Genomic DNA, 23096 nt, shown 5'->3' with positions numbered 1-23096 from the left:
TCACGGTTTCACTCCGAGGCGTTCAAACAGAATGTCAGGCGAGACAAAACACATCTCCTGCGTGGCGGCATTCACCGCGACCTGCAGCGTGTGCGCTTTGGTGGTTACCTGCCCCGCCGCGTTGCGAATCACGTAATCGATACGCAAACGGTTTTCATATTCGCTAATGCTGGCGGCAATACGCACCACCTCTTCACAGCGCAGCGGCTGGCGATATTTCACGTGGGTATCCACTACCGGCCAAACGTAGCCGCTGGCAGCCATTTCGCCGTAGCTGTAATTGACGCTGCGCAGCAAGGCTTCGCGCGCCACTTCAAAAAAGCGGAAATAGTTGCCGTGCCACACCACGCCCATTGGATCGCAGTCGTGAAACGACACCGTAATCTCCACCTCAGCGCGGTAGATGCTTTCACTCATCGCGGCTTTTCTCCTCGGACAACGTCCAGAAATCGTAAAAGTTAAACCAGTCGAGCGGCGCCAGTAACGCATGCTGTTGTAGTCGTTCGGCGTAGCGATCCACGGTGTCCTGCAACGCCTGCTGGCGCTGCGCACGTGGCAGCAGCAGCGGATCGGCAAAGGCTTCGCAATGCACGCTCAGCTTGCCCTGCTCGCGCAGCGCGAACATCAGCAGTACCGGACAGCGTAACGCCGCCGCCAGCACAAATGGCCCCTGCGGAAACGGCGCAGGATGGCCCATAAATTCGCTCCACACCACTCGCCGTTCGCCGCCACGTTGGCGATGAACGGCGGTGCGATCGCCGACAATCGCCACCCATTCGCCGGCATCGAGTTTTTGCTGCAGCAGAATGGCCGTATCGGGCCCGATATCGGTGACCGGCATCAGATTGACGCCCGCCTGCGGCGCAATGCTCTCCAGCACCTCGCGAAAGCGTTGTGCATTATCGGTAAACACCAGCGCGTTAATCACCAGACCGCTGACCTGTTTCGCCATCGCACGGCAGGCTTCGATATCACCCAGATGCGACGCCAGAATCAGATGGCCTTGCCCTTCGGCGGCGCGAACGGTGGCTTCGGCACCGGGCGCAAAATCGATATCGCGTCCCCATTGCAGGTCGCCACGCCAGCTGGCGACTTTATCCAGCATGCTGTAGCCGAAACGCAGGAAGTGACGATAGCTGTTCACCGGCGCAGGCAGCGCGATATTTTGCTGTTGCGCCACCGTTTGCACCCGCGTCAGCCACTGCTGCGAGGCAGCGCGCGCGGTGCGGCCCGTGAGCCAATAGACAGCCACTACCGGCCACAGTAACAGCACAAACGGCAAGCGTCCGGCGCGGCGATAGAGCCACAGCATAAAGCGCAAACCGCTCTGCCCGCGACGTTCCGGCGTGGCAGACCAGTGTTGCGCATCGCCACGCTGGCGCAGCAATTGCGGTATGCGCGGCAGCATGCCGAAGAACAGGCGCGTGTGCATCCATGAGATGCGCAGGTTGTCACGCAGCGCGTCAAAATGCGATACACCGCTTTCCGGATAGGTCACACGCGTGGCGAGAAAGCGGCTTGGCGTGCCCTGCCAATAGAGGCGCACCATGATTTCGGTGTCGAAATCCATGCGCTGACCAATCGGATGCCGATCGCACAACGTCAGTGAAGGCGCGAGTGGATAGACGCGGAAGCCGCACATGCTGTCTGTCAGCGAGAACGAAAGGGTTTCGACCCATACCCAAAAATGGGTGATGTAACGACCATACAGGCGCGATTTGGGAATGGATGCGTCGTAAAGCGGCCGACCGGAGATCAGGCAATGCGGATAACGCTGCGCTTCGGCCAGCATGCGAGGCGTGTCTTCCACCTGATGCTGGCCATCGGCATCGAGTTGTAGCGCGTGGGTATAACCCGCCGCCGCCGCCGCGCGCATGCCGGCAATCACCGCCGCGCCTTTGCCCTGATTGTAGGCCAGCGTGAGTACCTGCAACTGCGGCGCATTCAGCGCCGCAATCTGCTGTTTAGTCGTTGCATCGCTGCCGTCATCCACCAGGATTACCGGCAAATTGAACGGTGCCAGTCGCGCCAGTACCGACGCCAGCATCGCGCCGTGGTTATAGCAGGGAATCAATACGCAGGGCGTGAAGTGAGCGTTCAACACAAGCGGATCTTCCCGCTGCTGGCCACCGTCGCCAGCGCGCCATTGATCACGCTGTAGCTGAAACTGAGCAGCGATTTTTCTGCCTGCCAGTGCAGTTGCAATTCGAGTTCGGCATCCGGCGGTACCGGCTGCTGGAACTTGATATTGTCAATCGCGGCGAAGGATTTACCGATGGCTAAACGCGTCAGGCCGTAATGCAGTGCCCAATCGAGTTGCGCTACACCGGGCAGAATCGGCAACGTCGGGAAATGGCCGCGGAACCAAAGCAGATCGGCGGCGGCGCGCAGGCGCAATGTTAGAGCATCGCCCTGCTGCTGGGCATGCAATTCAACCGGCAACATCAAACAACTCCTCAATTTGTGGCCAGGCGCGCTTGCTTTGTGCCGTGACCGGAATCGACGTCACCACGCGCCAGTAGCGCGGCATCGCCAACGGCTCCAGCCAGGGTTGCAGCGCGCGTTTCCACGCAATTTTTAGCTGGTGCAGCGTAACCGCATCCACCCTGTCGGGCAGCGCCAGCACCACGCCAATGGCGTGTCGGCTGTGACGCTGAATCACCAGCGCGGCGGCATCTTCCACGCCGGGCAACGCCAGCAAGCGGCGTTCAATTTCACTCAGCGAGACGCGCTTATCTTCAATCTTCACCACGCGATCCTGGCGACCCGCCAGCTGAAATTGGCCCGACGACTGCAGCACAATGCGATCGTCGAGCGCGCAACCGTCATCGGTTTCCAGCAGGGCGGAAAATACCCGCCAGCGCCCAGCGTCTTCCTCGCACAAGGTGATATGCGGAAAACCGTGCCACAGCGCGTTCTCTTCTGTGGCGCAGCGCCAGCCAATCACGCCAGTTTCGGTGCTGCCATAAATTTCATCGACGGTGCAGCTCAGCGCCTGTTGTGCATGCTGCGCGGCTGTCCACGGCAACGCGCCACCGGCGGACACAATCAGTTCACAGCGCGGTCCGGTCAGCGCAGGATCCAGCCGACGCAGAAACGCCGGGCTGCTGATAAAGACGTAGCGACGATCGGCCGATTGGTCGGCCAGCTGTTCGCTGTAGAAAATTTGCTGCGCGGCAAAGGGTAACCCGAGCGCCATCGGCAAGATGATGCGGAAACTCAGGCCATACAGATGTTGATGGCTGACGGAGGCAATCACATGGCAATCGCGTAATCGTGCGCCCCACAAGGTATTGAGCCAGCAGGCTTCAAGTTCCAGCGCGCGCAGCGACTTCACCACGCGACGCGGCGTGCCGGTCGAACCGGAGGTGAACAGCACCAGCGTGGCGTCGGCGGCGATCGCGGGCAACGTTCCGCTCGCCATGGCGCCATCCCAGCGCAGCTGCGTCAGAGATAGCGCCAGCGGCATATCGCTGATTACCCCATCGAGACTGTCGGCCATCTCTTCCAGCTGGGCCGCGCGGCAATGTCCAGGCATTACCGGCGTTTTTCCGGCGTGCCACAGCGCCAGCAGCGCGGCTGTAAACGCATAGCTATTGTCAAAACACAGCGCCCAATGTTGGCCCGGCTGGTGTTGCAGCCGATCGACCAGCGCCTGCACCTGCTGACGCAAGGTGTGCAGCGTATATTGCTGCTGGCCATGCCAGGCAACAATGCGATCTGGCGCGGTGAGCCACTCGCGGAGGCTATGTGGGTTCATGCCTGTTTCCTTATGCGCTGACGCAGCAGCCATTCGCCAGCCATCAGCGTCCCCATCAGCAGATAGCTGATGCCCCCATTCCAGAGGGTCCAAAGCGTGACATCATTGAGCAGACAGGTGACAAGCGCCACGCTGCCATTGAAGATGAAAAAGCCGCACCACACTTGCGTCACGCGACGGGTATAACGCACCGCGCGCGGCGGCAGATGCGGTTCGCGCAGCCGCGCCAGCCTTTCCACCAGTGGCATGGGGCTCCACAACGACGCAGCAAACAGCAGCAGCATCAGTGCGTTGACCACCAGCGGATACCACAACAGCAGATGTTGCGATCGCAGCAGCAGGCTGGCGAGACATAACGCGGTGCCCACCACCGCCAGCAGCAGCATCACGCGCCCCATCGGGCCGGCTGCACGACGTAAACGCCAGACGCGCAGCACAAACAGCAGCGCCAGCAAGCCCGTCACAGCGCGCCACTGTGGCTGGGTGATGGTCAGCCACACCAGAAACGGCCACGCCAGCAGCGCCAGTCCATTTAACAGCCGCAACAGCATGCGATCAGGCTTCGTCGCGCATCAGCTGGTCGACGGCGTCAACCACGTCCTGCACGGTTCGCACCGCGCGAAAGGTTTCCGGCTTGATCTTACGACCGGTACGCTTTTGCAGGTGCACCACCATATCGACCGCATCGATGCTATCCAGCTCAAGGTCTTCATAGAGGCGAGCCTCGGGATGAATATCCTGCGGCTCAATTTCAAACAGCGAGGTGAGCAGCGAAGCCACTTCCTGGTAAATTTCAGTTTTGTTCATCATGTTGACTGCTCTCAGGCTTGCTGTTGTTCAACAAACGCGGCCAGTGTTGCCACGGAAAAAAAGTGCGCGCGCAGCGTTTCGCTCTCGGCAGAGAGCTGTACGCCGAAGCGATTTTTCACCGCCAGTCCCAGTTCCAGCGCATCGATTGAATCGAGGCCTAGCCCCTCGCCAAACAGCGGCGCGTCGGTTTCAATGTCGTCAGGGCTGATATCTTCCAGATTCAGCGTGTCGATAATCATCTGTTTGATGTCGTTAATCAGTACTTGCATAACTTAGTTGGTCTCGTCAGGCACCAGCGCCTGTTGCAGATGTCGCGTCAGGCGACGTGCGGCCAGCGGCTGCGCATCCTCTTCCGCTTCACTAAAGGCGTGGCTAGCAATTCGCGATTGGACGCGTACAGTAAAAATCGGTTTAACCAGCGGAATCTGATACCAACGGCTTTGCTTATCGAGCATGCGCTCGGTGCAGCTGATATGCACCACACGCAAATCGCATCCAGCACGCACCGCAATATTCGCGGCACCGCGCTGCAGCTTGAGCGGTTCACCATAGCGCGTGCGCGTGCCTTCCGGGAAAATCAGGAGGGTATCGCCGCGCGCCAGCCGCTGTTGGCTATCCGGCAGCAGCGTATCGGCTTCGCTGTTAATCAGGTAATCGGCGGCGCGAATCACGCCACGAAAGAAAATATTGTGCTGCAGCTCGGCTTTGACCAGACAATCCATCTCCGGCAGCACTGAAGCAATCATCACGTAATCGATTAACGACGGATGATTGGCGACGATGAGACAGCCGCGATCCTGACGCAGCTGTTCAGCGCCAATAATCTGGTAATCGTACACACCGACAAAACGGCAGAATCGCAGGAAGCAGCGGAAACTCCAGGCAATGCTACTGCGGGCGATTTGGCGACGGCGCAGGCCATCGCGCTGCACTAAAAGCAGCAAATTGAACCAGATTAGCGACAGCAACAGACCGCCCACGCTGAACAGCGTAAAGCTGACGCCAGTCATCACCAGTCGCCAGTAATAGTTGAAACCGGGACGCGCCTCGGTTAGCGAATTATCCACCATCGTTACGCTCCCAGATCCACTGATGGCGCTCGCCGGCAATGCTAAAGCCTGGCGTGTCACGCAGTACGGCCGCGAGAAGTTGCAGACTTTGCGGCAGATCGTTGTGCGGCTCTGCGGGTTTGCCGGCCCGCGCCTCGCAGCACCACTCATCGCCAGCACGCAGCAGCAGCGCCACCGCATACGGCGCATTGAAGCGATCGATTTCCGGCAGCCAGGGACGATAGTAATCTGGCACCACGCCGTCAAAATCCACCAGCAACACCTGCGCGTATCCCGCCTGTTGCAGCGCCGCCACTTCAATCAGTCCTTGCTGGAAACTATCGATGCCGGCCGAAATCGAGGATGACACCAGCGGCTGACGCGCAGCGATGGTTAAGCTACCCACTGCAGAGTTGTGAACCGACATGGCGAAATCGGTTGGCGACAGCGCTTGCTGTTCCGCCAGCGCGGTGAGAATGCGCAGGTTACGTTCCAACTCGCCGTGGCGACTGGTGAAGACGATGGCATCCACGCGTTGCCGCGCCAGCAGCGCCAGCCCGCACTCAACGGCAGCACGGCTACCGGCGCTGAGACGACGCGCGGTCATCATCGGCAAAAATTGGGGTTTCGCGATAGGTTGCGTGGCATCCAACGCCGGCGCCTGTTGCGCCCAGCGTTGCCACTGTTCTGCGGTGCTGTTGCCCGGCGCGATGGCGTGCCAGTCAACAAGGGAGTAAGCGAGTTTCATACCTGTATTCTTTCTTCAGCCTCAGGGATGGTCAGATTTTCGCTGCACGGCATCCCTTCCTTGCTCTCTTTACCCGTCATCCCATGCGGATGTCGCCGATTAACAAGGCGGGCACAAGGCCCGCCTGTTTCTATTTCGGCAGCGTTGCGGCTAACTTTACAACATTATGTCAGCCATCTCGCTTCGCGCTTATTTAACGGCTTCAACCGCGAGGCGCGTTTGGATGCCCTGGCTCAGGTTCTGAATCCAGCGGTTGTAGTTGCGGTGAATCTGACCGCTACCTGCTTTCAGATTCTGGCTGCTGACATACTGAATTTGATAGCTGTTCGCAGTGTAGTTCACACGGATATCCGCCGTGTGACCGCGCTCGGCCAGGTGACCATTCATCACGCCGGGACCTGCTGGCGTCATCACCCAATGGTTAGCGGCACCCGCCTGCACGATCGCTTGCTTCATTTGATCATCTGAGTAGCCTTGACCTACGGTCTGGCTAACATTCTGGATGGGTGCCGTACGCGGTGCGCAGCCGGTTAACAGGGCCGCTGTTACCCACAACGCTAAACCGATTTTTTTGTTCATCATTTCCTTTTCTTCCCCTGTCTCTGCAAGCCGCTTAGGCTTACGACCGCGCCGGTAAACTTACCAACACTGTTCCGTTCAGACTGTGTAAAGCGGGCGGATAATAACATTATTTGTAAAGACAAGTAAAAAGAAGCATGAATCACTTAATAACGATTTACGTCCGATTTAAAACCAGCTGCAGACCGATATACGGCGGAACTTCTACCGAAAAATGGCCTTGTAGCATGATGTTTAACCCTGCCAGCCGCCGCCGAGTGAGCGGTAGAGATCAATCTGGGCTAACAGCAGCGTATTTTTTACTGACACAATATTTAGCTGGGTGCTGAATAGCGTGCGCTGCGCGTCCAGCTCATCCAGATAAGATGCGTAGCCGTTTTGATAGCGGTTATGCGCAATGCGATAGGCTTCCGCCACATAACTCTCCTGCTTCTGCAACTCCGTCAGCTGCTCCTGACTGCGGCGAATCGCATCCAGCGCGTTATCCACATCGGAAAAGGCATTACGCACCACTTTCTCATAACCGTACAGCGCCTGATTCCGCGTCGCCATTGCCACATCCACCTGAGCCGTGAGCGCTTCACGATTCAGCAGCGGAGCCAAAATGCTGCCGCCAATGCTCCACAAGCGGAACGGATTATCTAACAGCTGATGCAGTTCGCTGCTTTGCAAGGTGCCGCTGGCGGTGAGATTCAGCGATGGCAACAGTTTGGCCTGCGTTGACGCCAGCGAAGCATCGGCAGCCAGCAGCTGGCGCTGTGCCTGCACGATATCCGGCCGGCGATTCAGCAACTGCGACGGTAGCAGCGAGGGCAATGTCTGCGGCTTGATATGATCAAACTGGCTACTGCGCGCAATTTCACGCGGATTCATGCCCACCAGCACGCTGAGCGCGTTCTCCTGCTGCTCGATTTGATGCTGCAACTGCGGGATCTGCGCTTTAGCGGTTTGGTATTCCGATGCTGCCTGCATCCACTCGAGGCGCGAGGTGTAGCCGGTTTCAAACTGACGTTGTGCGAGGTTGAGGGCGTTCTCACGCGTCGCCAGTGTGGCTTCGGTGACGCGCAGTTGTTCGTCCAGCGCGCACAGGCTGAGATAGCCCGAGGCCACCGAACTGGCAACGGTTAACTCGGCGGCAGAGGCGGCGGCACGCTGCGCATCCAGCGAAGCTTCTGCGGCGCGAATGCTGTTACTGCGGCTGCCCCATAAATCCACTTCATAGTTGGCCTGCAGCAATCCCTGAAATACCGCGCTTTCATACGGTTGACCGGTCGCCGCCGACAGCGCACGCTGATGCGTGGCCGCCACGCCCGCGGACAGCGTGGGGAAATTATCACCCTGCGCAGCACGCAACTCGGCGCGATATTGATCCACACGCGAACGCGCCGTGAGGACATCGCTGTTGTGCTGCAATGCCTGATTAACGAGGCGATTGAGCTGCGTATCGCCAAAGTTCTGCCACCACTGCGCTTCAGGTGCCGCGCTCGGTCCCACCTGCTGACGCCAGCTGTCTGGAATCGGCAAAGAGGATGGCGCTTTTTCCACTTCTGTTGCACAGCCGCTCACCATTAGTGCCACGCAGGTGGCTAGCAGTAAGCGCTTCATGGCGCATCCTTGTGTGGTTCAGCAGCAGTATCAATGTGCACCTCCACCGACATGCCTGGGCGCAGGGCCTGCAGATCGTCGTTGAGAATTTTGATACGCACTGGAATGCGCTGGGCAATTTTCACAAAGTTGCCGGTGGCGTTATCCGGTGAAATAGCGCTGAATTCGGAACCGGCGGCTGGCGATATAAACTCCACCCGGCCGTCGTAATGCTTACCGTCGAGCGCATCGACGCGAATGCTTACCGGCAAGCCGGGACGCACGCGAGCCAGCTGAGTTTCTTTCAGGTTGGCGATGATCCATTTATTCTCCGGCACCACCGAGGTTAACCGCGTGCCAGCGGTGACATAAGTGCCTTTACGCACTGACAGCTGGCCGAGCTGACCGCTGTCCGGCGCGATGATGCGCGTATTCGCCAGATCAATGTTTGCCAGTTCTAGCGCTGCCTGCGCGCTGGCGACATCGCCTTGCAGTGACGCGCGATTTACCACCACGGTTTGCAGGTTTTGTTGTGAAACGGCAACCTGCGCATCCGCCTGACGCAATTGCGCTTGTGCCTGTGCATTAGCCGCACGCGACGCGTCACGTTCACGCACCGACAGCGAACCGTCGGCCGCCAGATTCTCCACACGCTTCAGGTCGAGGCTGCTTTTCAGCGCCTGGGCTTTGGCATTCTCCAGCGCCGCTTTGTTGCTGAGAATATTGGCTTCGGCACTTTTGCGCTGCTGCTGGTTATTGTTCTGCGCGGCGATTTTCATATCCAGCTGCGCCTGCGCCTGATGCACTCGCTGACGATAGATACGATCGTCGATGGTCATCAGCAACTGGCCTTTGGTCACTGGCTGCAGATCAACGACGTTAACCTCAGTGAGATAGCCATTGACCTGCGGGCTGATAAAGGTGACCTGACCGCGCACGTAGGCATTTTCCGTCGATTGTATGGTGCTGGTGAACGGCCACAACTGCCAGGCATACAAAATAACCAGTACACCGACGATAACAATGCCGCTGCCGGCGGCGATCGAAAGAATGCGTCGGCGGTTAGTGCGCTCGCGCTCTGCAGCCTGAATGTCGTCCTGTTGGCTCATGAATTCTCCGTCGGGGTTACTGGGGGTTGTGCCGCATTCATTTTAGTCTGTCGCCAGGTGAGATAACGTAAACGCGTCAGGCGATACAGCACCCAAATTAAGGTGACGAACGCCAGCGCGGCGGTAAGAAGATAGGTGTCGTTATAGGCCAGCACGTTGGCCTGCAGCGTGGCCACCGTTTGCAGCTGTGCGCTGCTTTGCGCGCTGAGCAACAGGTTATCGGGCAGCTGACTGCTAAATAATGAACTGTATTGGCTAAGTCGTTCAGTGACGTTGGGATCGAGCTGCGACAGCTGGTCCCCCAGCAGGCTGGAGTGATACTTTTCGCGCCACGTCTGGAAGGTACCGAGAATCGCTGCGCCGATCAGTCCGCCTAAGTTCTGGCTCATGCCGAACAGCACGGAGAAGCTGACGAGGTTCTTCGGCTGCGTTACCACCCCACCAATTCCCAGTAGCATGGCCGGCCCAAGGAAGAAGGCGCTGCCGAACCCGAGTAAAAACTGGCTGAAATAGAGATTGTGGGCACGCGTCAGCGGGTTGGATTGCGCATCCATCAGCGAGGCGACGATCATTACCACCAGCGAGGCAACAATCGGCCAGCTCAGATGCGTCGGTTTAATCGTTAAGGCACTGGCAATCATGCCGCAAATCACCCCAGCAATGATGGCTAACGCCAGGCCGCGCATTTGATCGTTAAGTAAGCCCAGCTGCTGCAGGAATCCCACCGCGCCGGTGTTTTGTTCCGCCAGCAGGATGCGCATCATAATCATCACAATGCCCAGCCGCACAATCATGCCATTGCTGAGCCAGCGCGTGTTGAGCAACGGATTCTTGCGATTGTGCTCCACCACTATCGCCGCCACGATCAATACCAACGCCAGCGCCAGAGCCACCCCGAGCCAGGGCGTGCTGAACCACCATTCGATGCGTCCCAGCGACAAGACCGCGCACAGCAACGCCATGCCTGGGGCCATAAGCATAAAGGTGAGGAAATCCATTTTTTCAAACGCTTTGATGCGATCGCCGGGCGGCAACTTCACGACCAGTACGCAGCCTAACGCAATCAGCGCCAGGCCGAGTTCAAACAGATAGAGGCCGCGCCACGCTTCAAGTTGCAACAGTTCGGTGGAAAATAAACGCGCCAGCGGGATCGCCAATTGCGAGGCGGTAATACCGATAACCAGTGCCTTAAGGCGGTGCTTCGCAGGCCATGCCTGAATCTGGTAATAGATGCCGAGCGAACTGAGCGCCGCCCCCACCATGCCATGTGCGGTACGCACGATAATCGCCGAGCTGAGATCGTTGGCGAGGAGATGGAAAAACGCCACGATCACGTACAGCACCAGAAACGCTTCGGTAAAGAGCCGTAGGCCAAACTGCTGTCGAAACTTCACCAGCAGCAGGTTGATCGAAATATTGCCCATCACATACACCGCGGGCAGCCAGGCGATCTCATTGCTGTATGCGCCGAAAGTGCCTTGCAGATTGGTGAGGTTGGCAGAGACCAGCGCATTACTCAGTGCGCCGGTGATGGAAATCAGCAGACCGATGATGCCAAAGGCGATGCGCTTCGACGGCGAGTGCAGCGGGGTTGAAGGCGAACCCGGCAGCATCGGTTTTTCGTGAGGCAGCCATTCGCGTTGAGCATAAGGATTACGTTTTGCCACGATTAGACGCTTCCCAGACGCGTAAGCAGTTGTTGCAGCACTTTTTCTGTCACGGCCAGCGATGCGGGATCGATATCCGCCAGCAACTGTGCACGCAGCGCATCCGCTTGAGTTTTGACTTCAGCAAATGCCACGCGACCTTGATCCGTCAAAATGAGCAGACGTTTGCGGCGGTCTTCCGGCGGCTGAACGCGTGCCAGCAGTTGCTGCTTAACTAATCGATCCACCAAGGGCACCACGCTGGCCTCTTCTAAACCGAGCATCTGGGCCAGGGCTTTTTGCGTTGGCGGCTCAGCCGCGGTCGCTACGCTAGTAATCGCCATCCAGCTGCTCATACTCAGTCCGCTCTCTTTAAGACGACGATCTACGGCCAAACGCCACGCGTGCGCGGTCAGATGCAGCAAACGAGAAAAGGGTTGGGGACAGTCGCTCAAAACGTAGTGGCCTAATGGTTAGGTATCTAACTAAATGGGAGCGTTATTATATGCGAAGCCGCCCGCCAATGAAAATGTTGCTTACCTCAGCAAACGTAGCTGGCGCGGCAAAGAATCTCCAGCTTTCTTTATGAGTTGTACAACTGGCGCTGAATTTTGGCTGAAATGCCGGTATCTGTATAGCTTTTAGAAAACATTACAAATTATAACTCATTGTTTAATAATGATTAGCACAAATTGCTCAAAATCCTGATTGTACAAGTTACACTAGATTGTATAAGTTTACGTCCCGTGAGCCAGCTGATGGCTCCGTAACGAATGATGCACTTTGCGTCGCCTCTGAAGGTGTTGTGGATTTCCACCTTCAGAGGTGTCTTTTTGCGTTGGTTGATGGTTTGGGTCTTGCGCGCCTGTCCGCGTGCGAGTTTTTTTCATCATGGAGCTGAAGGCACATTGCCATCAGGCCGATCTTAAGGGCTTCACACATGCAAAACGTCGCCACCAGTAATAACGCCCTCGCAGACTTTTTCAAACTTGCCGGTAACAGCGATAGCACCGAGATGGAAGTTTTCGGGCAGATCATTGCCGAAATCCTGCAAGCCGGTATGCCGGTTTCCAATAAAGCAATTATTTCCTCTCTGATTAACCGTCTGGAGATGGAAAGCGATGTGATTCAGCTAGATATTTATCGCCATCTGCTTGAATTGGTCGTGAATAAGACACCTGACGATCTCGCGGTCTAAAGCCGGATTCCAGGGATGGAATCACTCTCACCCACCCCATCATGCTAGCGTCTCATCCTTTTGCCCGGTAACATCCTTCCTCGGAAAATTCTAACTGATTACTGCCTTACCGCGACGGTAGGCGCACATTACTATAAGAGCCTGCATAATCTATGAGCCAACCAACTGAGCGCACCACTGCGGTGGAGAGCGATATCACCGTGGGCCGCGTGTTACGTTCGCCCGCCCTGTTAACCCGTGAGTGTCTGGCGGGAATGATTACCGCGCTGGCGCTGATCCCTGAAGTTATCTCCTTCTCCGTCATTGCGGGTGTCGACCCCAAAGTCAGCCTCATTGCCTCGGTGGTATTATGTCTGACGCTGTCGATTCTCGGTGGGCGTCCGGCGATGGTCACCGCCGCAGCCGGTTCGGTAGCGCTGGTGATTGGCCCGATGGTGCATGCACACGGCGTTGAATACATCCTGCCGGCGGTAATTATGGCCGGCGTTATCCAGATTATCTTTGGGCTTGCCGGGTTATCGCGCATGATGCGCTATATCCCGCGCTCAGTGATGATAGGCTTCGTTAACGCCCTTGGTATCTTGATCTTCTTTGCGCAGGTCCCGCATGTATGGGGACAATCCGGTTTGGTGTGGGTGCTGTTCGCTGTCACGCTGGCGATTGTGCTGCTGCTGCCGAAAGTGCTGAAAAGCGTACCCTCACCACTGGTAGCCATTGTGGTGGTGACGGCTGTGGCGTTGCTGCTGGGCTATCGCGTGCCGAATGTTGCGGATGAAGGCCCAATGACCGCGGGTCTGCCAGGCTTCACTACGCTGCTGGTGCCGATCAATCTGCACACGCTGCACATTATCTGGCCGACCGCCCTGAGCATCGCCTTCGTTGGCCTGATGGAGTCGCTGCTGACCGCCAAGCTGGTGGATGACATTACCGATACGCCGTCTGGTAAACGCCGTGAATCCTGGGCGCTTGGCGTCGGCAACATTCTGGCGGGCTTTTATGGCGGCATCGCCGGTTGCGCCATGATTGGCCAAACCATCGTAAATGTCGAATTAGGCAAAGCTCGTACGCGTGTTTCAACAGTCGCGGCGGGTATCGTGCTGCTGTTACTGGTTACTGGATTGAGCCACGTTATGGCGCAGATCCCGATGGTGGTGCTGGCGGGGATTATGATGGTGGTGGCAGTGAAAACGGTGAACTGGCATAGCCTGCAACCGGCAACGTTGAAACGCATGCCGTGGTCCGAAACATTTGTGATGGTGCTGACCGTTGCCGTCACTGTGTGGACTGGCAATCTGGCGATTGGCGTGCTGATAGGTGTGATCCTGGCGATGATGCTGTTTGCGCGCCGCATCGCCCACGTGATTCACGCTGAACGTCAGTTGAGTGACGACGGTGAACAGGTTAACTACATCGTACGCGGTCCACTGTTCTTCGGCAGTAGCAATGATTTGTTTGAACACTTCAATTACGGCCACGATCCTAAAACTGTTACCATCGATTTGACGCACGCGCAGATTTGGGATGCTTCCAGCGTGGCGGCTCTCGATGCCATCGAGTATCGCTATCACCGCCACGGCGCGAACGTCACCTTCATCGGGCTGGATAACCGCAGTAGCGATTTTCGCGATCGACTGAGTGGGAACCTAGGATAGGTTGTTTTAGGATTGAGATGAAAAACGCCGGAAATCCGGCGTTTTTTATTATTCTCGCCGCGTTTCGCTTGCGTAAATCGCTGCTACTGCCTTTGCTTACCTCACGGTCAATCCTTTGATCTCTTTGAGATTGGTAACGCAATCGATTTTTAAACTGGAGAAGCAGATGCAGATTTTAACAAAAGCAGTGTTGGTGACGTTAACCTTGGTATCGCTTTCCGGCTGTATGCACAAAAGCGATGCGGTCGGCGGTGATGGACGTCCACATGCACCAAGCAACCAACCGGTGCCGGGCGCAAGCGAAGGTGCTGGACCGGTGGGACAACCGCAATCGTAATGATTTGCCCGGCATTGCCGGGTTTTTTATTGCGCAGCATGAAGGGACAAAAACAAAAAAACCGCCCTTGGGCGGTTACGACATTACTGCTTATTGTATTGCTTTTATAAGGTTTTTTTACTACTTCGAATATGGTGCCCGGGGCGGGACTTGAACCCGCACAGCCATAAGCCGAGGGATTTTAAATCAGGTTTTTTATTATTAATTATCAATCATTTAACCATAATAATCATAATATAAATAAATCTACTCAACTAGATTTATCATGGACTTAGCCTTTGAACTTCCATTATATTAGGATTAGAAACAGCCCCCTTTTAATTCCAGCAACTCATCAAAATCTTTGAGGGTAAAATGCTTGACAAAATAATTAATATTGCAACAGATAATCTTATTAAGAAAAGTTCTTTAATTTCAACTTTACATCATCCATTAGAGAAGGGCGTATTTAGAGAGTTTTTTATATCTGAAATATTGTCTCCCCTACTTCCTCATCACTACGATATTTCTTCAGGAATTATTGTGGATTGTAAAGGAAAGCAGAGCCCGCAAATGGACGTAATCATTTACGATAAACGTAAATTTCCACCCTTGATGTTAAGAGCAGGCGCAGGAATTATTCCTCTAGATAGCGTCATGTGCGTCATAGAAGTTAAAAGTGAGCTTAATGCAACTGATTTAAGAAGCTCTCTACATTCAGCCACAACTCTGAACCCCAATTACATTGATCATCTTGAAATGGCAAAAAGTTCTCAAGCTTCAATTTACCCTCTTTATGCTGTATTCGCATATAAATCAAGCACTCAACTTAAGGAAGAAGACGATAGAGCAAACGAAGAATATATTTCCGAAAAGATTCAAAATAAATTCAAACCACATTCTACTAGCACTGCCAAGCCTATAGGCGATCAACTTTTAAAATTAATATGTATTCTTGATAAAGGAGTATGGTCAAAAATAAATGCAGGGGAACATACAATTCCTTTCAGAAGAAGGTTATCTCCAACCGAAAATATGAGGAATTTTGTATGGTTATTGCTTTCTCAAATTGAGGAAACTGCGCATACGCGTGGGGGTTTTGACATCAAAGAATGGATGCAGCTTTCATAATTAAGTTAATATTGATCTTGTAATAAATGCTAAAAAAATCATTCTCCGTCATTATAGTTGTTAGAGAATGATTTTTTTAAATCGGCGAACCATCCTGCTCTTGCACTGATGTAACCTCATGCGTAACTACACCGACGACCGCCACGTCTTCCAGCAGGTCATCCGTAATAAATAATCCATCGTCTGTAATAATCCGCCGCGGTGTAATCATGATCATCGCCTACTCATACATGCCGGACATATCCAGCAATACGGTATCACCGTTCTGTGGCCGCCTCTTCTCATCAACGATGCAGCTACGGCCCTTCAATTCCACCAGGTAGCAGCTCTTGCTGGTTGGGATGAGATGCTGCAGTGGTTGAAGCAAAAACGTTACTTCGCCACGGGCAGGTCTGACAGTCTGGTTGTGTATGCCGGCGACAACATTTTGCGCTTCATCTCCCATGATTTCTGGATACCCTGTCCTGCAAACCATAATTTACCCTTCCCGCTCTGGTTGAGACCGTCAACAACGCGCATAAGCGCCTCGCTGTTGGCCTGTGGTTTGAATTCGTCAAAGAGATTGAGCTGAGAGACGCCTTGGCTGTAAAAGTCGCCCAGCATCACGCCTGCTTTCATATATCGGCAACCATCGCGCCATATATGGTCGAGCCCCTGCATGGCAACCCGAATGATGTCGCGCGTATCGTTGCTCGGAGTTCTCAGCTTGCCCATTGCCTGATTGCCGTAGAACACCTCGCCTTCAGCGTGCGGACTGGTTCGGACGAACACGGCTACCTGACTGCAATACTGGCGCTCCCTTCTAAGCTTCTCCGCGGCTCGTTCTGCATACGAGCAAACTGCCTGCCTCATGTCTTCGTATTCAGTAATGCGGGTGCCAAACGAACGTGAGCAGACTATCTGTTGCTTAGTCGGCGCGAACTCTTCCAATTCGAAACAGGGCTCGCCGCGCAGCTCCCGGATGGTTCTTTCCATTATGACAGTGAAGTTATCGCGCATCAGCTTGATGGTGCTGTTAGCTAAGTCCAGAGCTGTGTTGATGCCCATAATTTTTAAGCGTTTGGAAATCCGCCTTCCCACGCCCCACACATCCTCAACGTCTATCAGCGCCATAAGTTTTCGCTGACGCTCCACGTCCGACAGGTCAAGCACGCCGCCGGTCTTCGTCCACTTTTTAGCAGCATGGTCAGCACCGCCTGGAGACGACCGGAAGACGAGGCTGCATCTAAGCGTCAGTGGATCGCTGCATTCGCTGAGAACGGAATCCACAGCAAGCAGCAGCTGTCAGCAGGCATGAAGCACGCACGCGCCAGCGGCTCTCCATTCCTGCCATCACCGGGCCAGTTCATTGAGTGGTGCAAAGAGGCGTCATTCAGCGCTGTTGGCCTGCCGAATGAAGACAGCCTGTATTTAATGGTGATGACCTACTGCGCCAAACGTGGTGATTACGAGACCGCTGAGCTTTATCCGTGGAAGACCAACGCCGATTACTGGATGGTCACCGGCCTGTACAGCATGATGCGCGCAGGGAACCTGAGCGAGGCAGAACTGCGTGTTAAGTGCCGGTCCGAGCTCCGTAAGATGGCTCAGCGCATTGAATCAGGCGAGGAAATCCCTGAACCGCGCAAGCAGCTGCTGAAGCTCTCCATCCCATCAACCAGCGAGAAAGCACTCGAAGGCGTTGCCATGCTCCGCGCAAAACTGAAATCAGCGAGGTCATCATGAGCGAAGGGGTACGCATCAGGTTTAGCGCCTCTACCGTAGCGTGCACGGCGATAAGCATGACCTGCGCAGGACGTACATGGAATATCGCGATGCTGTTGTCGATCGCGCGTTTTTCTTCTGGCTGGAAGTCGCAGAACAGCGCATGTGGACACGTAAATGCTCTCGTCAGAAAAGGTTACTTGAACCGTCTTCGTGGTGTGAGCCGCAGCCTGGTTCTGCCAGATTAAGGGAGTGTGTCTCTGCCGGAAGTAAGCGACAGCGAATATTGATTTGAGGGTGTTTTTCAGCACCGCTGTTACGAAAGGGATGTGGTGAAAGCTGTTCAGGCAGCCGGCATGAAAGTTACATATCCGTCCTGAGCTAATTCACCAGCCACAGAAGTAGCAGATATGATTGACTCAAAAGTGGAGGTGAATTTTCGCATCGCAAAAAATCAATAAATTCTGCTTTATGTTTCACAGCGTGAATTTGACTTGCGCCTTACCGGTAACATCTTATTTCAGATGGAGAGTTTAATACACCCAAACTAAAGAGGGATATTTATGGCTAAGCATCACTTCATAAAAACACTTGAAATATCAGCAATTGTTATTTTTGCGCTGGTTTTGGCTTATCTGGCTGTAACCGGAATCCTTTCATCTGCGGGCATAGACCACTCCTGGCCGTATCCGAATAAGTAAAAAGGCATTACACCAGGGAAATAAGCACCGCTTAAATATAAACATAATAAATCACATGACCGATATCTCTATAAATGGGGTTCGGTTACACAAATCGAACTTCATCGCCATCGGGCAACAGCTTCTTCCTCTGCTCGAATCTGGCGAAAGCTACCGGCTAATCGTTAAGCCGTGGAAAGAAAAACGCAGCATCAACCAGAACTCCTTATCCCATATGTGGTACGGCGAAATCAGCGCCTATCTGATTAAGTCCGGCCGTGCCGACGCCAGGCCTGAATGGGTAAAGCGAAACCTCAAGCGCACCTATCTTGGATGCGAAGAAATCACCTACACCGACTTCGTTACCGGCGAGAAGGTCACCACCTACGAACCCCGACACACATCCAGCCTAGATACCGGAGAGATGCATTTCTTTCTGAATCAGGTTGAGCGGTGGTGTGCGCAGTTCGGTCTGGCGCTGACAATCCCGCACGATAGCGAATACCAAAAGCTGAAGGAAAAACAAAATGCCTAAGAAGACGTGGAGTGAAAAAGACCTGGCATACATCGAGCGAGTGGCCTGAAAAGTGCCGGTTACCTTCATGGCGTTCCGCATCAGGCGGATGTCGTTCGACCAGGCTGGCTACTTCGGGATGGTCTCAGCAATAGCTGGTCCACGATGCCACCACAACGCCAAAGCTAACTGACAGGAGAATGACCATGAATGCACAAGAAAAACGCCGTGCAGCTCGTGCTGAGAAACAATCAGCATGGAAGCAAGCCAACCCCCTGTTGGTTGGCGTGAAAGCTTCGCCAACGTGCCGCCCTATCCTCACGCTGAACCGTAAACGGGCTGATCGTGTAGTGAAGGCAGTCGACACCGAGACGGAGTATCACAAGCAGATTCTGACGGGTGCTTCGAAGTATATGGGTAGCGAAATAGAGAGCGGGATGTGTATCCCCCAGGTTGCGTTATATCAGGCCGGTCATCGAAAGGTGCGTAAAGACGCGGTTCACATAGTTAAGTGATGTCCATCCAATAAACCATAAAAATTCTTTTAGCAAAAAGGGTTAAATAAGCTGTTTAATTGATTCTAATCGAGTGTTTAGACCTCATACATAGAAGTAGAATTGGTCGGTACAACTTTGAGAGCAAGGATTGATAGCATGACCAATAAAATCACAGGAATTTCTTTAATTGCTGCATCAGTTATTCTGGGCACATCGATATTTACCGCTGCAATGGTGAATAGTGGGCTTCTATTACAGAAGGAACATGTGCAACCTAGAGAAAACATTCTTACCACCACGGTAGGTCATGTAAATCTTGGCAAGGTTTACAGTGAGAGCCGTGGCATGGATATAACTCTGGTTAATTCAACAAATAAATCACCAGCAGCCATAAATTTAATCGATGTTGATCCTAGTAACTTTTCAAAAGATCTTCATGAGGCTTTAGTTAAAATTGCAAAAGATGTCAATGAAAGCCAAAATCTCACTGGCGATAAAGCGATTAAAGCAGAGAATTTATCGGGTACAGTTGCATTTAAGTTAAAAATCAAAACTTACATGAAATATACATCTGAACACATGCCGATGTTTACGCTAATGATTCAAGACAAAGAATTGATTATTGATAAGAACGAAAACTTAGAAAGTCGCATTACCACTGAAGCTCAAAATGTGTCTAAAGACAGCTTACCCGCATTTTCATCAAGTAGTTTTATAAGTAGCCCATCACTAAAGCAATAATTTAACTGAGATTATAAATGCCCTTATGGCCGCCTGATGCGGCCTTTTTTACGGCAACTGTTCATCAAACATTGTGGGCAAAGCAGGCATCTCCTGCGCAATGCCTATCTACCTGCGCCGGCACCGCTCCGAGCACTTACGCACTTCATCCCAGCATTTCTCCCACTTTTTCCGCCAGGTGAAAGGCCTTCCACACATGGTGCAGACTTTGGTTGGGAGCTCACTTTTCTTCATAACGCACCTCATGCGCATAGTGTCACAGAGTCAATATGCTATACGAATTCATTAGGCCGCCAGCCCTTGCCGAGCAAGCCAGATATTATGCACGTGGTTATGAATAGACCGCAATAAGCGGGACTATTTTTGAGAAACCTCTTCATGAGGTTTGGCCTCAACAAGAATCAGCGGGCATTTTCTCACCTTACATGCCTGTGAATACGCTAGCTCACATACATCACAAATGCTCCTGACCTCTGTCTGATATTCGTACTCCATGTAATAACGGAAATTTCCACCGCACGTTTCAGTTCTCCAGAAACGTAACGGTTCGAGCACTTCATCAAGTTGCCTGAAAGTCAGGCCTGTTGGGTTATGAAAACCCACTCTTACACGGTATGTAGTCATGATTTGATAATCCCTAACCCTCTGATTCTTTACAAGCCAGTTATGAATCTTGCTGTGATAGGGATTTCCTAAATAAACCCGCCTATGTGCGGGTATTTTTTTGCCCGCAGGAGAAGGAAATGAGTGAAACAACGGATTTAGCAGTACTGGAAATTAAGCCAGAACAAGCGCCAGCGTTGTATGTGCCGAACGGACTTGATGGTTATCTGGAGCAGATTCGCCAGCTGGCATCAGAAGTTCCTGACGTAAGCACCAAAAAGGGACGCGAGCGAATTGGCTCTCTGGCTCGCATGGTCGGTTCAAGCAAGAAAGCCATAGAGGAGCCCGGGCGGGTTTATCTCAAGCACCTCAAAGAGACAGTTAAGCCGGCAGAGGAAGAGCTTCGCCGTTTCACCCGTGAGTGCGACACCATCCGAGACAAGATTTTAGCGCCGCGCACTGAGTGGGATGCTGAGCAAGACCGCATTGCTGCTGAAGAACAGATGATCGCCTGGCATGTTGAAGCGCTGGAAATGAACGAAGCGCATGACAAGGCTGCAGCTGAGAAATTTGAAGCTGACCACGAAGTAGCCCTACTCCTGAATGAGAAATTTGACCGGGACGCAGCAGAAGCGAAAGCCGAAGCTGAACGCCAGCGCATTGCCCACGATGAAGAGATTAAGCGTCAGGCTGTCGAGCAGGCACGCATTGAGGCTGAGCAGAAAGCGCAGCAGGAACGCGTAGCAGCAGCACAGCGTGAGCGTGATTTGCAGGCCAAAGCAGAGCAATCCGAACGTGACCGCATCGCCTCACAGGAACGCGCTGAGCGCGAAGCCAAAGAGGCGCAGGATCGCACTGCAAAACTGGCGCAGGAAGCGCGTGAACAGGCTGAACGAGAGAAGCAGGCAGCGATTGCAGAGGAGCAGCGTAAAGCCAAAGCAGTGGAAGATGCTCGTCTCGCTGAAGAGAAGCGCATCGCCGACGAAGCCGCAGCGCGTGCTGCAAATGAAGCGCATCGCAAGAAGATTGGCACTGAAGTTGTCACCGCTCTTTTGGCCGTACAAGCTTAAACCGCGAGCAGGCAATTGAAGTTCTGGTAGCGCTGAAAGTCAACCAAATCCCTCACACCCGCATCACCTACTGATTTAACCAATTTACCAACACCAAGGAATCACCCATGCAGACTTACGCCGTCGCTGGGGCCACCCACATGGGTGACTTCGGCTATAACACGTCACAACTTGATCGTCTCGTTCGCCGCCTCCGTTCTGGCTGGCGCTCCCTTATCGACACATTAAACCAGCCGGGGAAGCCATGAAGAAAAATCACTTCAGAAAGGCACAGGAGCTTTCCCGTGAAGCTGTCCTGTATAGCAGCGCCGCTAAGTGGGCGGTGGCGATGAATCTGTTGAGGAGTGCGCTGGCATGAAGATGAAAATCGAATGCGGGGAAATTGAAACCCGCGCCGGACAACGCCCCGGAATGATGATCGCCGAAATAACAGAGGTGTCTCTGCTGGATTTCGACGGCAGGAAGGTTCTCAACCAGCTGGACATCAAGGATGTCATGGAGTGGCTAACCGCGAGAAAGCTTTTATGTCACGCATGTACCGCTGGGGATATGAGCGCGGCATGGTTAAAGGGAATCCTACTAAAGGCGTTAAAAAGTTCAGGGAAGAATCCCGAGATCGGTACGTTACCGACGCTGAATATAAAGCTCTTTATTCATGTGCTCCAGACATCGTTAAAATTGCAATGGAGTTAGCGTATCTATGCTGCGCCAGACAGGCAGATGTTTTGTCTATGAAAAAGAGCCAGATTATGGAAGAGGGTATTCTGATCAAGCAGAGTAAAACTAGTGTTGCACAAATAAAAGGCTGGTCCCCTCGCCTTACAGAAGTCATCGGAATGTCTTCACAACTTCCACTTAAGCTTGGAATGAGCAGCGTTTTTATAATCCACCAGCCAAACGGTTCAGGATATACGCGTGATGGTTTCAACAGCCGCTGGAGTTCAGCGCGTGAAGAAGCGCGTAATAAATTTCCTGAGTTACTTTTCGATTTCACATTCCATGATTTGAAAGCCAAAGGAGTATCTAACTTGGAAGGTGATCTTTATGAGAAGAGAGCTATAACTGGTCATAAAAATGTTGAACAAACTGCAGCATACGATCGCAAGATCGTCGTCGTTCCAGTGGTTGGCGGCCAGAAGAAGAGCGTTTGATATTAGGAAGGAAGCAACGGCCACAAAAAAACCGCCCTTGGGCGGTTACGACATTACTGCTTATTGTATTGCTTTTATTAGGTTTTTTCAGACTTCAAATATGGTGCCCGGGGCGGGACTTGAACCCGCACAGCCATAAGCCGAGGGATTTTAAATCCCTTGTGTCTACCGATTTCACCACCCGGGCAGGGTGTAAATTGGAGGCGCGTCCCGGAGTCGAACCGAGGTAGACGGATTTGCAATCCGTTGCATGGCCACTCTGCCAACGCGCCTTTAATCTGAGATGTAATTCGTTGAATACGAACCACTAAATTTGGAGCGGGAAACGAGACTCGAACTCGCGACCCCGACCTTGGCAAGGTCGTGCTCTACCAACTGAGCTATTCCCGCATAACCATCGTATTTGAGTTTGCCACTGCGTTGGCTTCCTTCACTCACCCAGGTCACTTACCAATGTAAGCTCCCAGGGATTCGTTCAGTTGCCGCCTTGTTGCCAACTCAACTACTCGGTTCTGGTATTTCTTCATCGAACTTACTGATTTAACTCAGCTTCT

General features: G+C 53.5%; 28 protein-coding genes, 3 tRNA genes and 3 pseudogenes. 12 read left to right on the top strand and 22 right to left on the bottom strand.

What is annotated here, in order from left to right:
• The 14 genes from AC6I8K_RS07165 to AC6I8K_RS07100 form a co-directional block, all read right to left on the bottom strand.
• Positions 1 to 417, bottom strand: coding sequence for an acyl-CoA thioesterase (locus tag AC6I8K_RS07165; RefSeq protein WP_483817157.1), 417 nt, complete (start codon positions 415 to 417; stop codon positions 1 to 3).
• Positions 410 to 2104, bottom strand: a complete 1695-nt coding sequence (locus AC6I8K_RS07160) for a glycosyltransferase family 2 protein (RefSeq protein ID WP_497826454.1) — start codon at positions 2102 to 2104, stop codon at positions 410 to 412. Before AC6I8K_RS07160 ends, AC6I8K_RS07165 begins: the two co-directional genes overlap by 8 nt.
• Positions 2098 to 2445 (bottom strand): ApeI family dehydratase, encoded by a 348-nt coding sequence (locus tag AC6I8K_RS07155; RefSeq protein ID WP_064740826.1) that lies wholly within the window; start codon positions 2443 to 2445, stop codon positions 2098 to 2100. Before AC6I8K_RS07155 ends, AC6I8K_RS07160 begins: the two co-directional genes overlap by 7 nt.
• On the bottom strand, positions 2432 to 3760 hold the full coding sequence (locus AC6I8K_RS07150; RefSeq protein ID WP_497826453.1) for an AMP-binding protein: 1329 nt from the start codon (positions 3758 to 3760) through the stop codon (positions 2432 to 2434). The genes AC6I8K_RS07155 and AC6I8K_RS07150 overlap by 14 nt, the downstream gene beginning before the upstream one ends.
• Positions 3757 to 4311: a COG4648 family protein gene (locus AC6I8K_RS07145; protein WP_497826452.1), complete on the bottom strand. Its 555-nt coding sequence runs from the start codon at positions 4309 to 4311 to the stop codon at positions 3757 to 3759. Before AC6I8K_RS07145 ends, AC6I8K_RS07150 begins: the two co-directional genes overlap by 4 nt.
• 4 nt (positions 4312 to 4315) lie before the next feature.
• Complete coding sequence (locus AC6I8K_RS07140) at positions 4316 to 4570, bottom strand: acyl carrier protein (RefSeq protein ID WP_064740823.1); 255 nt, start codon at positions 4568 to 4570, stop codon at positions 4316 to 4318.
• Positions 4571 to 4581: 11 nt separating this feature from the next.
• Positions 4582 to 4839, bottom strand: a complete 258-nt coding sequence (locus AC6I8K_RS07135) for a phosphopantetheine-binding protein (protein WP_007887282.1) — start codon at positions 4837 to 4839, stop codon at positions 4582 to 4584.
• Between the two features lie 3 nt (positions 4840 to 4842).
• Positions 4843 to 5640, bottom strand: a complete 798-nt coding sequence (locus tag AC6I8K_RS07130; protein WP_497826451.1) for a lysophospholipid acyltransferase family protein — start codon at positions 5638 to 5640, stop codon at positions 4843 to 4845.
• Positions 5630 to 6367 carry a beta-ketoacyl synthase chain length factor gene (locus AC6I8K_RS07125; protein WP_483817153.1) on the bottom strand — a complete coding sequence of 246 codons (738 nt, stop codon included), beginning with the start codon at positions 6365 to 6367 and terminating at the stop codon, positions 5630 to 5632. Before AC6I8K_RS07125 ends, AC6I8K_RS07130 begins: the two co-directional genes overlap by 11 nt.
• 189 nt (positions 6368 to 6556) lie before the next feature.
• Entirely contained in the window at positions 6557 to 6946 is a 390-nt protein-coding gene (locus AC6I8K_RS07120; protein WP_497827227.1) for a hypothetical protein, read from the bottom strand.
• 234 nt (positions 6947 to 7180) lie between these two features.
• Entirely contained in the window at positions 7181 to 8551 is a 1371-nt protein-coding gene (locus AC6I8K_RS07115; protein ID WP_483817152.1) for an efflux transporter outer membrane subunit, read from the bottom strand.
• The gene (locus tag AC6I8K_RS07110; RefSeq protein ID WP_064740818.1) at positions 8548 to 9639 is read right to left on the bottom strand and encodes an HlyD family secretion protein; all 1092 of its coding nucleotides are present in this window, start codon (positions 9637 to 9639) and stop codon (positions 8548 to 8550) included. Before AC6I8K_RS07110 ends, AC6I8K_RS07115 begins: the two co-directional genes overlap by 4 nt.
• Positions 9636 to 11306, bottom strand: a complete 1671-nt coding sequence (locus AC6I8K_RS07105) for an MFS transporter (RefSeq protein ID WP_483817150.1) — start codon at positions 11304 to 11306, stop codon at positions 9636 to 9638. The genes AC6I8K_RS07110 and AC6I8K_RS07105 overlap by 4 nt, the downstream gene beginning before the upstream one ends.
• A gap of 2 nt (positions 11307 to 11308) precedes the next feature.
• A complete protein-coding gene (locus AC6I8K_RS07100; protein WP_064740816.1) occupies positions 11309 to 11740 on the bottom strand; it encodes a MarR family winged helix-turn-helix transcriptional regulator in 432 nt (143 codons plus the stop codon).
• 485 nt (positions 11741 to 12225) lie between these two features.
• On the opposite strand from AC6I8K_RS07100, the gene AC6I8K_RS07095 reads away from it, so the two are divergent.
• The 4 genes from AC6I8K_RS07095 (at position 12226) to AC6I8K_RS07080 (ending at position 15582) form a co-directional block, all read left to right on the top strand.
• Positions 12226 to 12483: a biofilm/acid-resistance regulator YmgB/AriR gene (locus AC6I8K_RS07095; protein WP_483817149.1), complete on the top strand. Its 258-nt coding sequence runs from the start codon at positions 12226 to 12228 to the stop codon at positions 12481 to 12483.
• A 152-nt stretch (positions 12484 to 12635) separates the two neighbouring features.
• A complete protein-coding gene (locus AC6I8K_RS07090; protein ID WP_497826450.1) occupies positions 12636 to 14135 on the top strand; it encodes a SulP family inorganic anion transporter in 1500 nt (499 codons plus the stop codon).
• 166 nt (positions 14136 to 14301) lie between these two features.
• Positions 14302 to 14472: a hypothetical protein gene (locus AC6I8K_RS07085; protein ID WP_196762369.1), complete on the top strand. Its 171-nt coding sequence runs from the start codon at positions 14302 to 14304 to the stop codon at positions 14470 to 14472.
• 354 nt (positions 14473 to 14826) lie between these two features.
• A complete protein-coding gene (locus tag AC6I8K_RS07080; protein ID WP_497826449.1) occupies positions 14827 to 15582 on the top strand; it encodes a DUF6602 domain-containing protein in 756 nt (251 codons plus the stop codon).
• A 76-nt stretch (positions 15583 to 15658) separates the two neighbouring features.
• Here AC6I8K_RS07080 and AC6I8K_RS07075 read toward each other — a convergent pair whose 3' ends face one another.
• The 3 genes and pseudogenes from AC6I8K_RS07075 to umuC all read right to left on the bottom strand — a co-directional run.
• Positions 15659 to 15799: a hypothetical protein gene (locus tag AC6I8K_RS07075; RefSeq protein WP_497826448.1), complete on the bottom strand. Its 141-nt coding sequence runs from the start codon at positions 15797 to 15799 to the stop codon at positions 15659 to 15661.
• A 3-nt stretch (positions 15800 to 15802) separates the two neighbouring features.
• On the bottom strand, positions 15803 to 15949 hold the full coding sequence (locus AC6I8K_RS07070) for a hypothetical protein (protein ID WP_497826447.1): 147 nt from the start codon (positions 15947 to 15949) through the stop codon (positions 15803 to 15805).
• Positions 15950 to 15954: 5 nt separating this feature from the next.
• Positions 15955 to 16773, bottom strand: a pseudogene (gene umuC, locus AC6I8K_RS07065) (translesion error-prone DNA polymerase V subunit UmuC); the annotation flags it as partial.
• On the opposite strand from umuC, the gene AC6I8K_RS07060 reads away from it, so the two are divergent.
• From AC6I8K_RS07060 to AC6I8K_RS07040, 5 genes are all read left to right on the top strand, one after another.
• On the top strand, positions 16765 to 17307 hold the full coding sequence (locus AC6I8K_RS07060; protein ID WP_497826446.1) for a replication protein P: 543 nt from the start codon (positions 16765 to 16767) through the stop codon (positions 17305 to 17307). The pseudogene umuC and the gene AC6I8K_RS07060 overlap by 9 nt on opposite strands.
• 542 nt (positions 17308 to 17849) lie before the next feature.
• Positions 17850 to 17987, top strand: a complete 138-nt coding sequence (locus tag AC6I8K_RS07055; protein WP_196762332.1) for a hypothetical protein — start codon at positions 17850 to 17852, stop codon at positions 17985 to 17987.
• A gap of 55 nt (positions 17988 to 18042) precedes the next feature.
• Positions 18043 to 18501, top strand: coding sequence for a YbcN family protein (locus tag AC6I8K_RS07050; RefSeq protein ID WP_497826445.1), 459 nt, complete (start codon positions 18043 to 18045; stop codon positions 18499 to 18501).
• A 185-nt stretch (positions 18502 to 18686) separates the two neighbouring features.
• Positions 18687 to 18995: a transcriptional antitermination N peptide gene (locus AC6I8K_RS07045; protein WP_497826444.1), complete on the top strand. Its 309-nt coding sequence runs from the start codon at positions 18687 to 18689 to the stop codon at positions 18993 to 18995.
• A 138-nt stretch (positions 18996 to 19133) separates the two neighbouring features.
• Complete coding sequence (locus AC6I8K_RS07040) at positions 19134 to 19718, top strand: hypothetical protein (RefSeq protein WP_497826443.1); 585 nt, start codon at positions 19134 to 19136, stop codon at positions 19716 to 19718.
• 108 nt (positions 19719 to 19826) lie between these two features.
• Here the strand turns inward: AC6I8K_RS07040 and AC6I8K_RS07035 are convergent, their stop codons facing one another.
• A complete protein-coding gene (locus AC6I8K_RS07035; RefSeq protein ID WP_497826442.1) occupies positions 19827 to 19952 on the bottom strand; it encodes a DUF2256 domain-containing protein in 126 nt (41 codons plus the stop codon).
• A gap of 123 nt (positions 19953 to 20075) precedes the next feature.
• Positions 20076 to 20342 (bottom strand): hypothetical protein, encoded by a 267-nt coding sequence (locus tag AC6I8K_RS07030; RefSeq protein WP_497826441.1) that lies wholly within the window; start codon positions 20340 to 20342, stop codon positions 20076 to 20078.
• A 119-nt stretch (positions 20343 to 20461) separates the two neighbouring features.
• Here AC6I8K_RS07030 and AC6I8K_RS07025 point away from each other — a divergent pair.
• The 3 genes and pseudogenes from AC6I8K_RS07025 to AC6I8K_RS07015 form a co-directional block, all read left to right on the top strand.
• Positions 20462 to 21465, top strand: a pseudogene (locus AC6I8K_RS07025) (hypothetical protein).
• Positions 21466 to 21498: 33 nt separating this feature from the next.
• Positions 21499 to 21639, top strand: a complete 141-nt coding sequence (locus AC6I8K_RS07020) for a protease FtsH-inhibitory lysogeny factor CIII (protein WP_497826440.1) — start codon at positions 21499 to 21501, stop codon at positions 21637 to 21639.
• A 255-nt stretch (positions 21640 to 21894) separates the two neighbouring features.
• Positions 21895 to 22542 (top strand): annotated as a pseudogene (locus AC6I8K_RS07015) (tyrosine-type recombinase/integrase); the annotation flags it as partial.
• 101 nt (positions 22543 to 22643) lie between these two features.
• On the opposite strand, the gene AC6I8K_RS07010 reads toward AC6I8K_RS07015, so the two are convergent.
• The 3 genes from AC6I8K_RS07010 to AC6I8K_RS07000 form a co-directional block, all read right to left on the bottom strand.
• Positions 22644 to 22729: transfer RNA gene (locus tag AC6I8K_RS07010), tRNA-Leu, on the bottom strand.
• Between the two features lie 11 nt (positions 22730 to 22740).
• Positions 22741 to 22814: transfer RNA gene (locus tag AC6I8K_RS07005), tRNA-Cys, on the bottom strand.
• A 42-nt stretch (positions 22815 to 22856) separates the two neighbouring features.
• Positions 22857 to 22932 (bottom strand) — tRNA-Gly (locus tag AC6I8K_RS07000).
• Positions 22933 to 23096 lie beyond the last annotated feature (164 nt).

It is taken from the genome of Pantoea sp. X-Soil-ISGK-421 (genome assembly GCF_059730785.1).
Note: the sequence above shows the minus strand (reverse complement) of the source record. Positions and strands in the feature narration are given on the sequence as shown.

Excerpts from the sequence above, each read along its gene's own strand:
- AC6I8K_RS07165 (WP_483817157.1), bottom strand. The coding sequence starts at position 417 with ATGAGTGAAAGCATCTACCGCGCTGAGGTGGAGATTACGGTGTCGTTT.
- AC6I8K_RS07155 (WP_064740826.1), bottom strand. The coding sequence starts at position 2,445 with ATGTTGCCGGTTGAATTGCATGCCCAGCAGCAGGGCGATGCTCTAACA.
- AC6I8K_RS07150 (WP_497826453.1), bottom strand. The coding sequence starts at position 3,760 with ATGAACCCACATAGCCTCCGCGAGTGGCTCACCGCGCCAGATCGCATT.
- AC6I8K_RS07145 (WP_497826452.1), bottom strand. The coding sequence starts at position 4,311 with ATGCTGTTGCGGCTGTTAAATGGACTGGCGCTGCTGGCGTGGCCGTTT.
- AC6I8K_RS07140 (WP_064740823.1), bottom strand. The coding sequence starts at position 4,570 with ATGATGAACAAAACTGAAATTTACCAGGAAGTGGCTTCGCTGCTCACC.
- AC6I8K_RS07135 (WP_007887282.1), bottom strand. The coding sequence starts at position 4,839 with ATGCAAGTACTGATTAACGACATCAAACAGATGATTATCGACACGCTG.
- AC6I8K_RS07130 (WP_497826451.1), bottom strand. The coding sequence starts at position 5,640 with ATGGTGGATAATTCGCTAACCGAGGCGCGTCCCGGTTTCAACTATTAC.
- AC6I8K_RS07125 (WP_483817153.1), bottom strand. The coding sequence starts at position 6,367 with ATGAAACTCGCTTACTCCCTTGTTGACTGGCACGCCATCGCGCCGGGC.
- AC6I8K_RS07120 (WP_497827227.1), bottom strand. The coding sequence starts at position 6,946 with ATGAACAAAAAAATCGGTTTAGCGTTGTGGGTAACAGCGGCCCTGTTA.
- AC6I8K_RS07115 (WP_483817152.1), bottom strand. The coding sequence starts at position 8,551 with ATGAAGCGCTTACTGCTAGCCACCTGCGTGGCACTAATGGTGAGCGGC.
- AC6I8K_RS07110 (WP_064740818.1), bottom strand. The coding sequence starts at position 9,639 with ATGAGCCAACAGGACGACATTCAGGCTGCAGAGCGCGAGCGCACTAAC.
- AC6I8K_RS07095 (WP_483817149.1), top strand. The coding sequence starts at position 12,226 with ATGCAAAACGTCGCCACCAGTAATAACGCCCTCGCAGACTTTTTCAAA.
- AC6I8K_RS07090 (WP_497826450.1), top strand. The coding sequence starts at position 12,636 with ATGAGCCAACCAACTGAGCGCACCACTGCGGTGGAGAGCGATATCACC.
- AC6I8K_RS07085 (WP_196762369.1), top strand. The coding sequence starts at position 14,302 with ATGCAGATTTTAACAAAAGCAGTGTTGGTGACGTTAACCTTGGTATCG.
- AC6I8K_RS07080 (WP_497826449.1), top strand. The coding sequence starts at position 14,827 with ATGCTTGACAAAATAATTAATATTGCAACAGATAATCTTATTAAGAAA.
- AC6I8K_RS07075 (WP_497826448.1), bottom strand. The coding sequence starts at position 15,799 with ATGATCATGATTACACCGCGGCGGATTATTACAGACGATGGATTATTT.
- AC6I8K_RS07060 (WP_497826446.1), top strand. The coding sequence starts at position 16,765 with ATGGTCAGCACCGCCTGGAGACGACCGGAAGACGAGGCTGCATCTAAG.
- AC6I8K_RS07055 (WP_196762332.1), top strand. The coding sequence starts at position 17,850 with ATGGCTAAGCATCACTTCATAAAAACACTTGAAATATCAGCAATTGTT.
- AC6I8K_RS07050 (WP_497826445.1), top strand. The coding sequence starts at position 18,043 with ATGACCGATATCTCTATAAATGGGGTTCGGTTACACAAATCGAACTTC.
- AC6I8K_RS07045 (WP_497826444.1), top strand. The coding sequence starts at position 18,687 with ATGAATGCACAAGAAAAACGCCGTGCAGCTCGTGCTGAGAAACAATCA.
- AC6I8K_RS07040 (WP_497826443.1), top strand. The coding sequence starts at position 19,134 with ATGACCAATAAAATCACAGGAATTTCTTTAATTGCTGCATCAGTTATT.
- AC6I8K_RS07035 (WP_497826442.1), bottom strand. The coding sequence starts at position 19,952 with ATGAAGAAAAGTGAGCTCCCAACCAAAGTCTGCACCATGTGTGGAAGG.
- AC6I8K_RS07030 (WP_497826441.1), bottom strand. The coding sequence starts at position 20,342 with ATGACTACATACCGTGTAAGAGTGGGTTTTCATAACCCAACAGGCCTG.
- AC6I8K_RS07020 (WP_497826440.1), top strand. The coding sequence starts at position 21,499 with ATGCAGACTTACGCCGTCGCTGGGGCCACCCACATGGGTGACTTCGGC.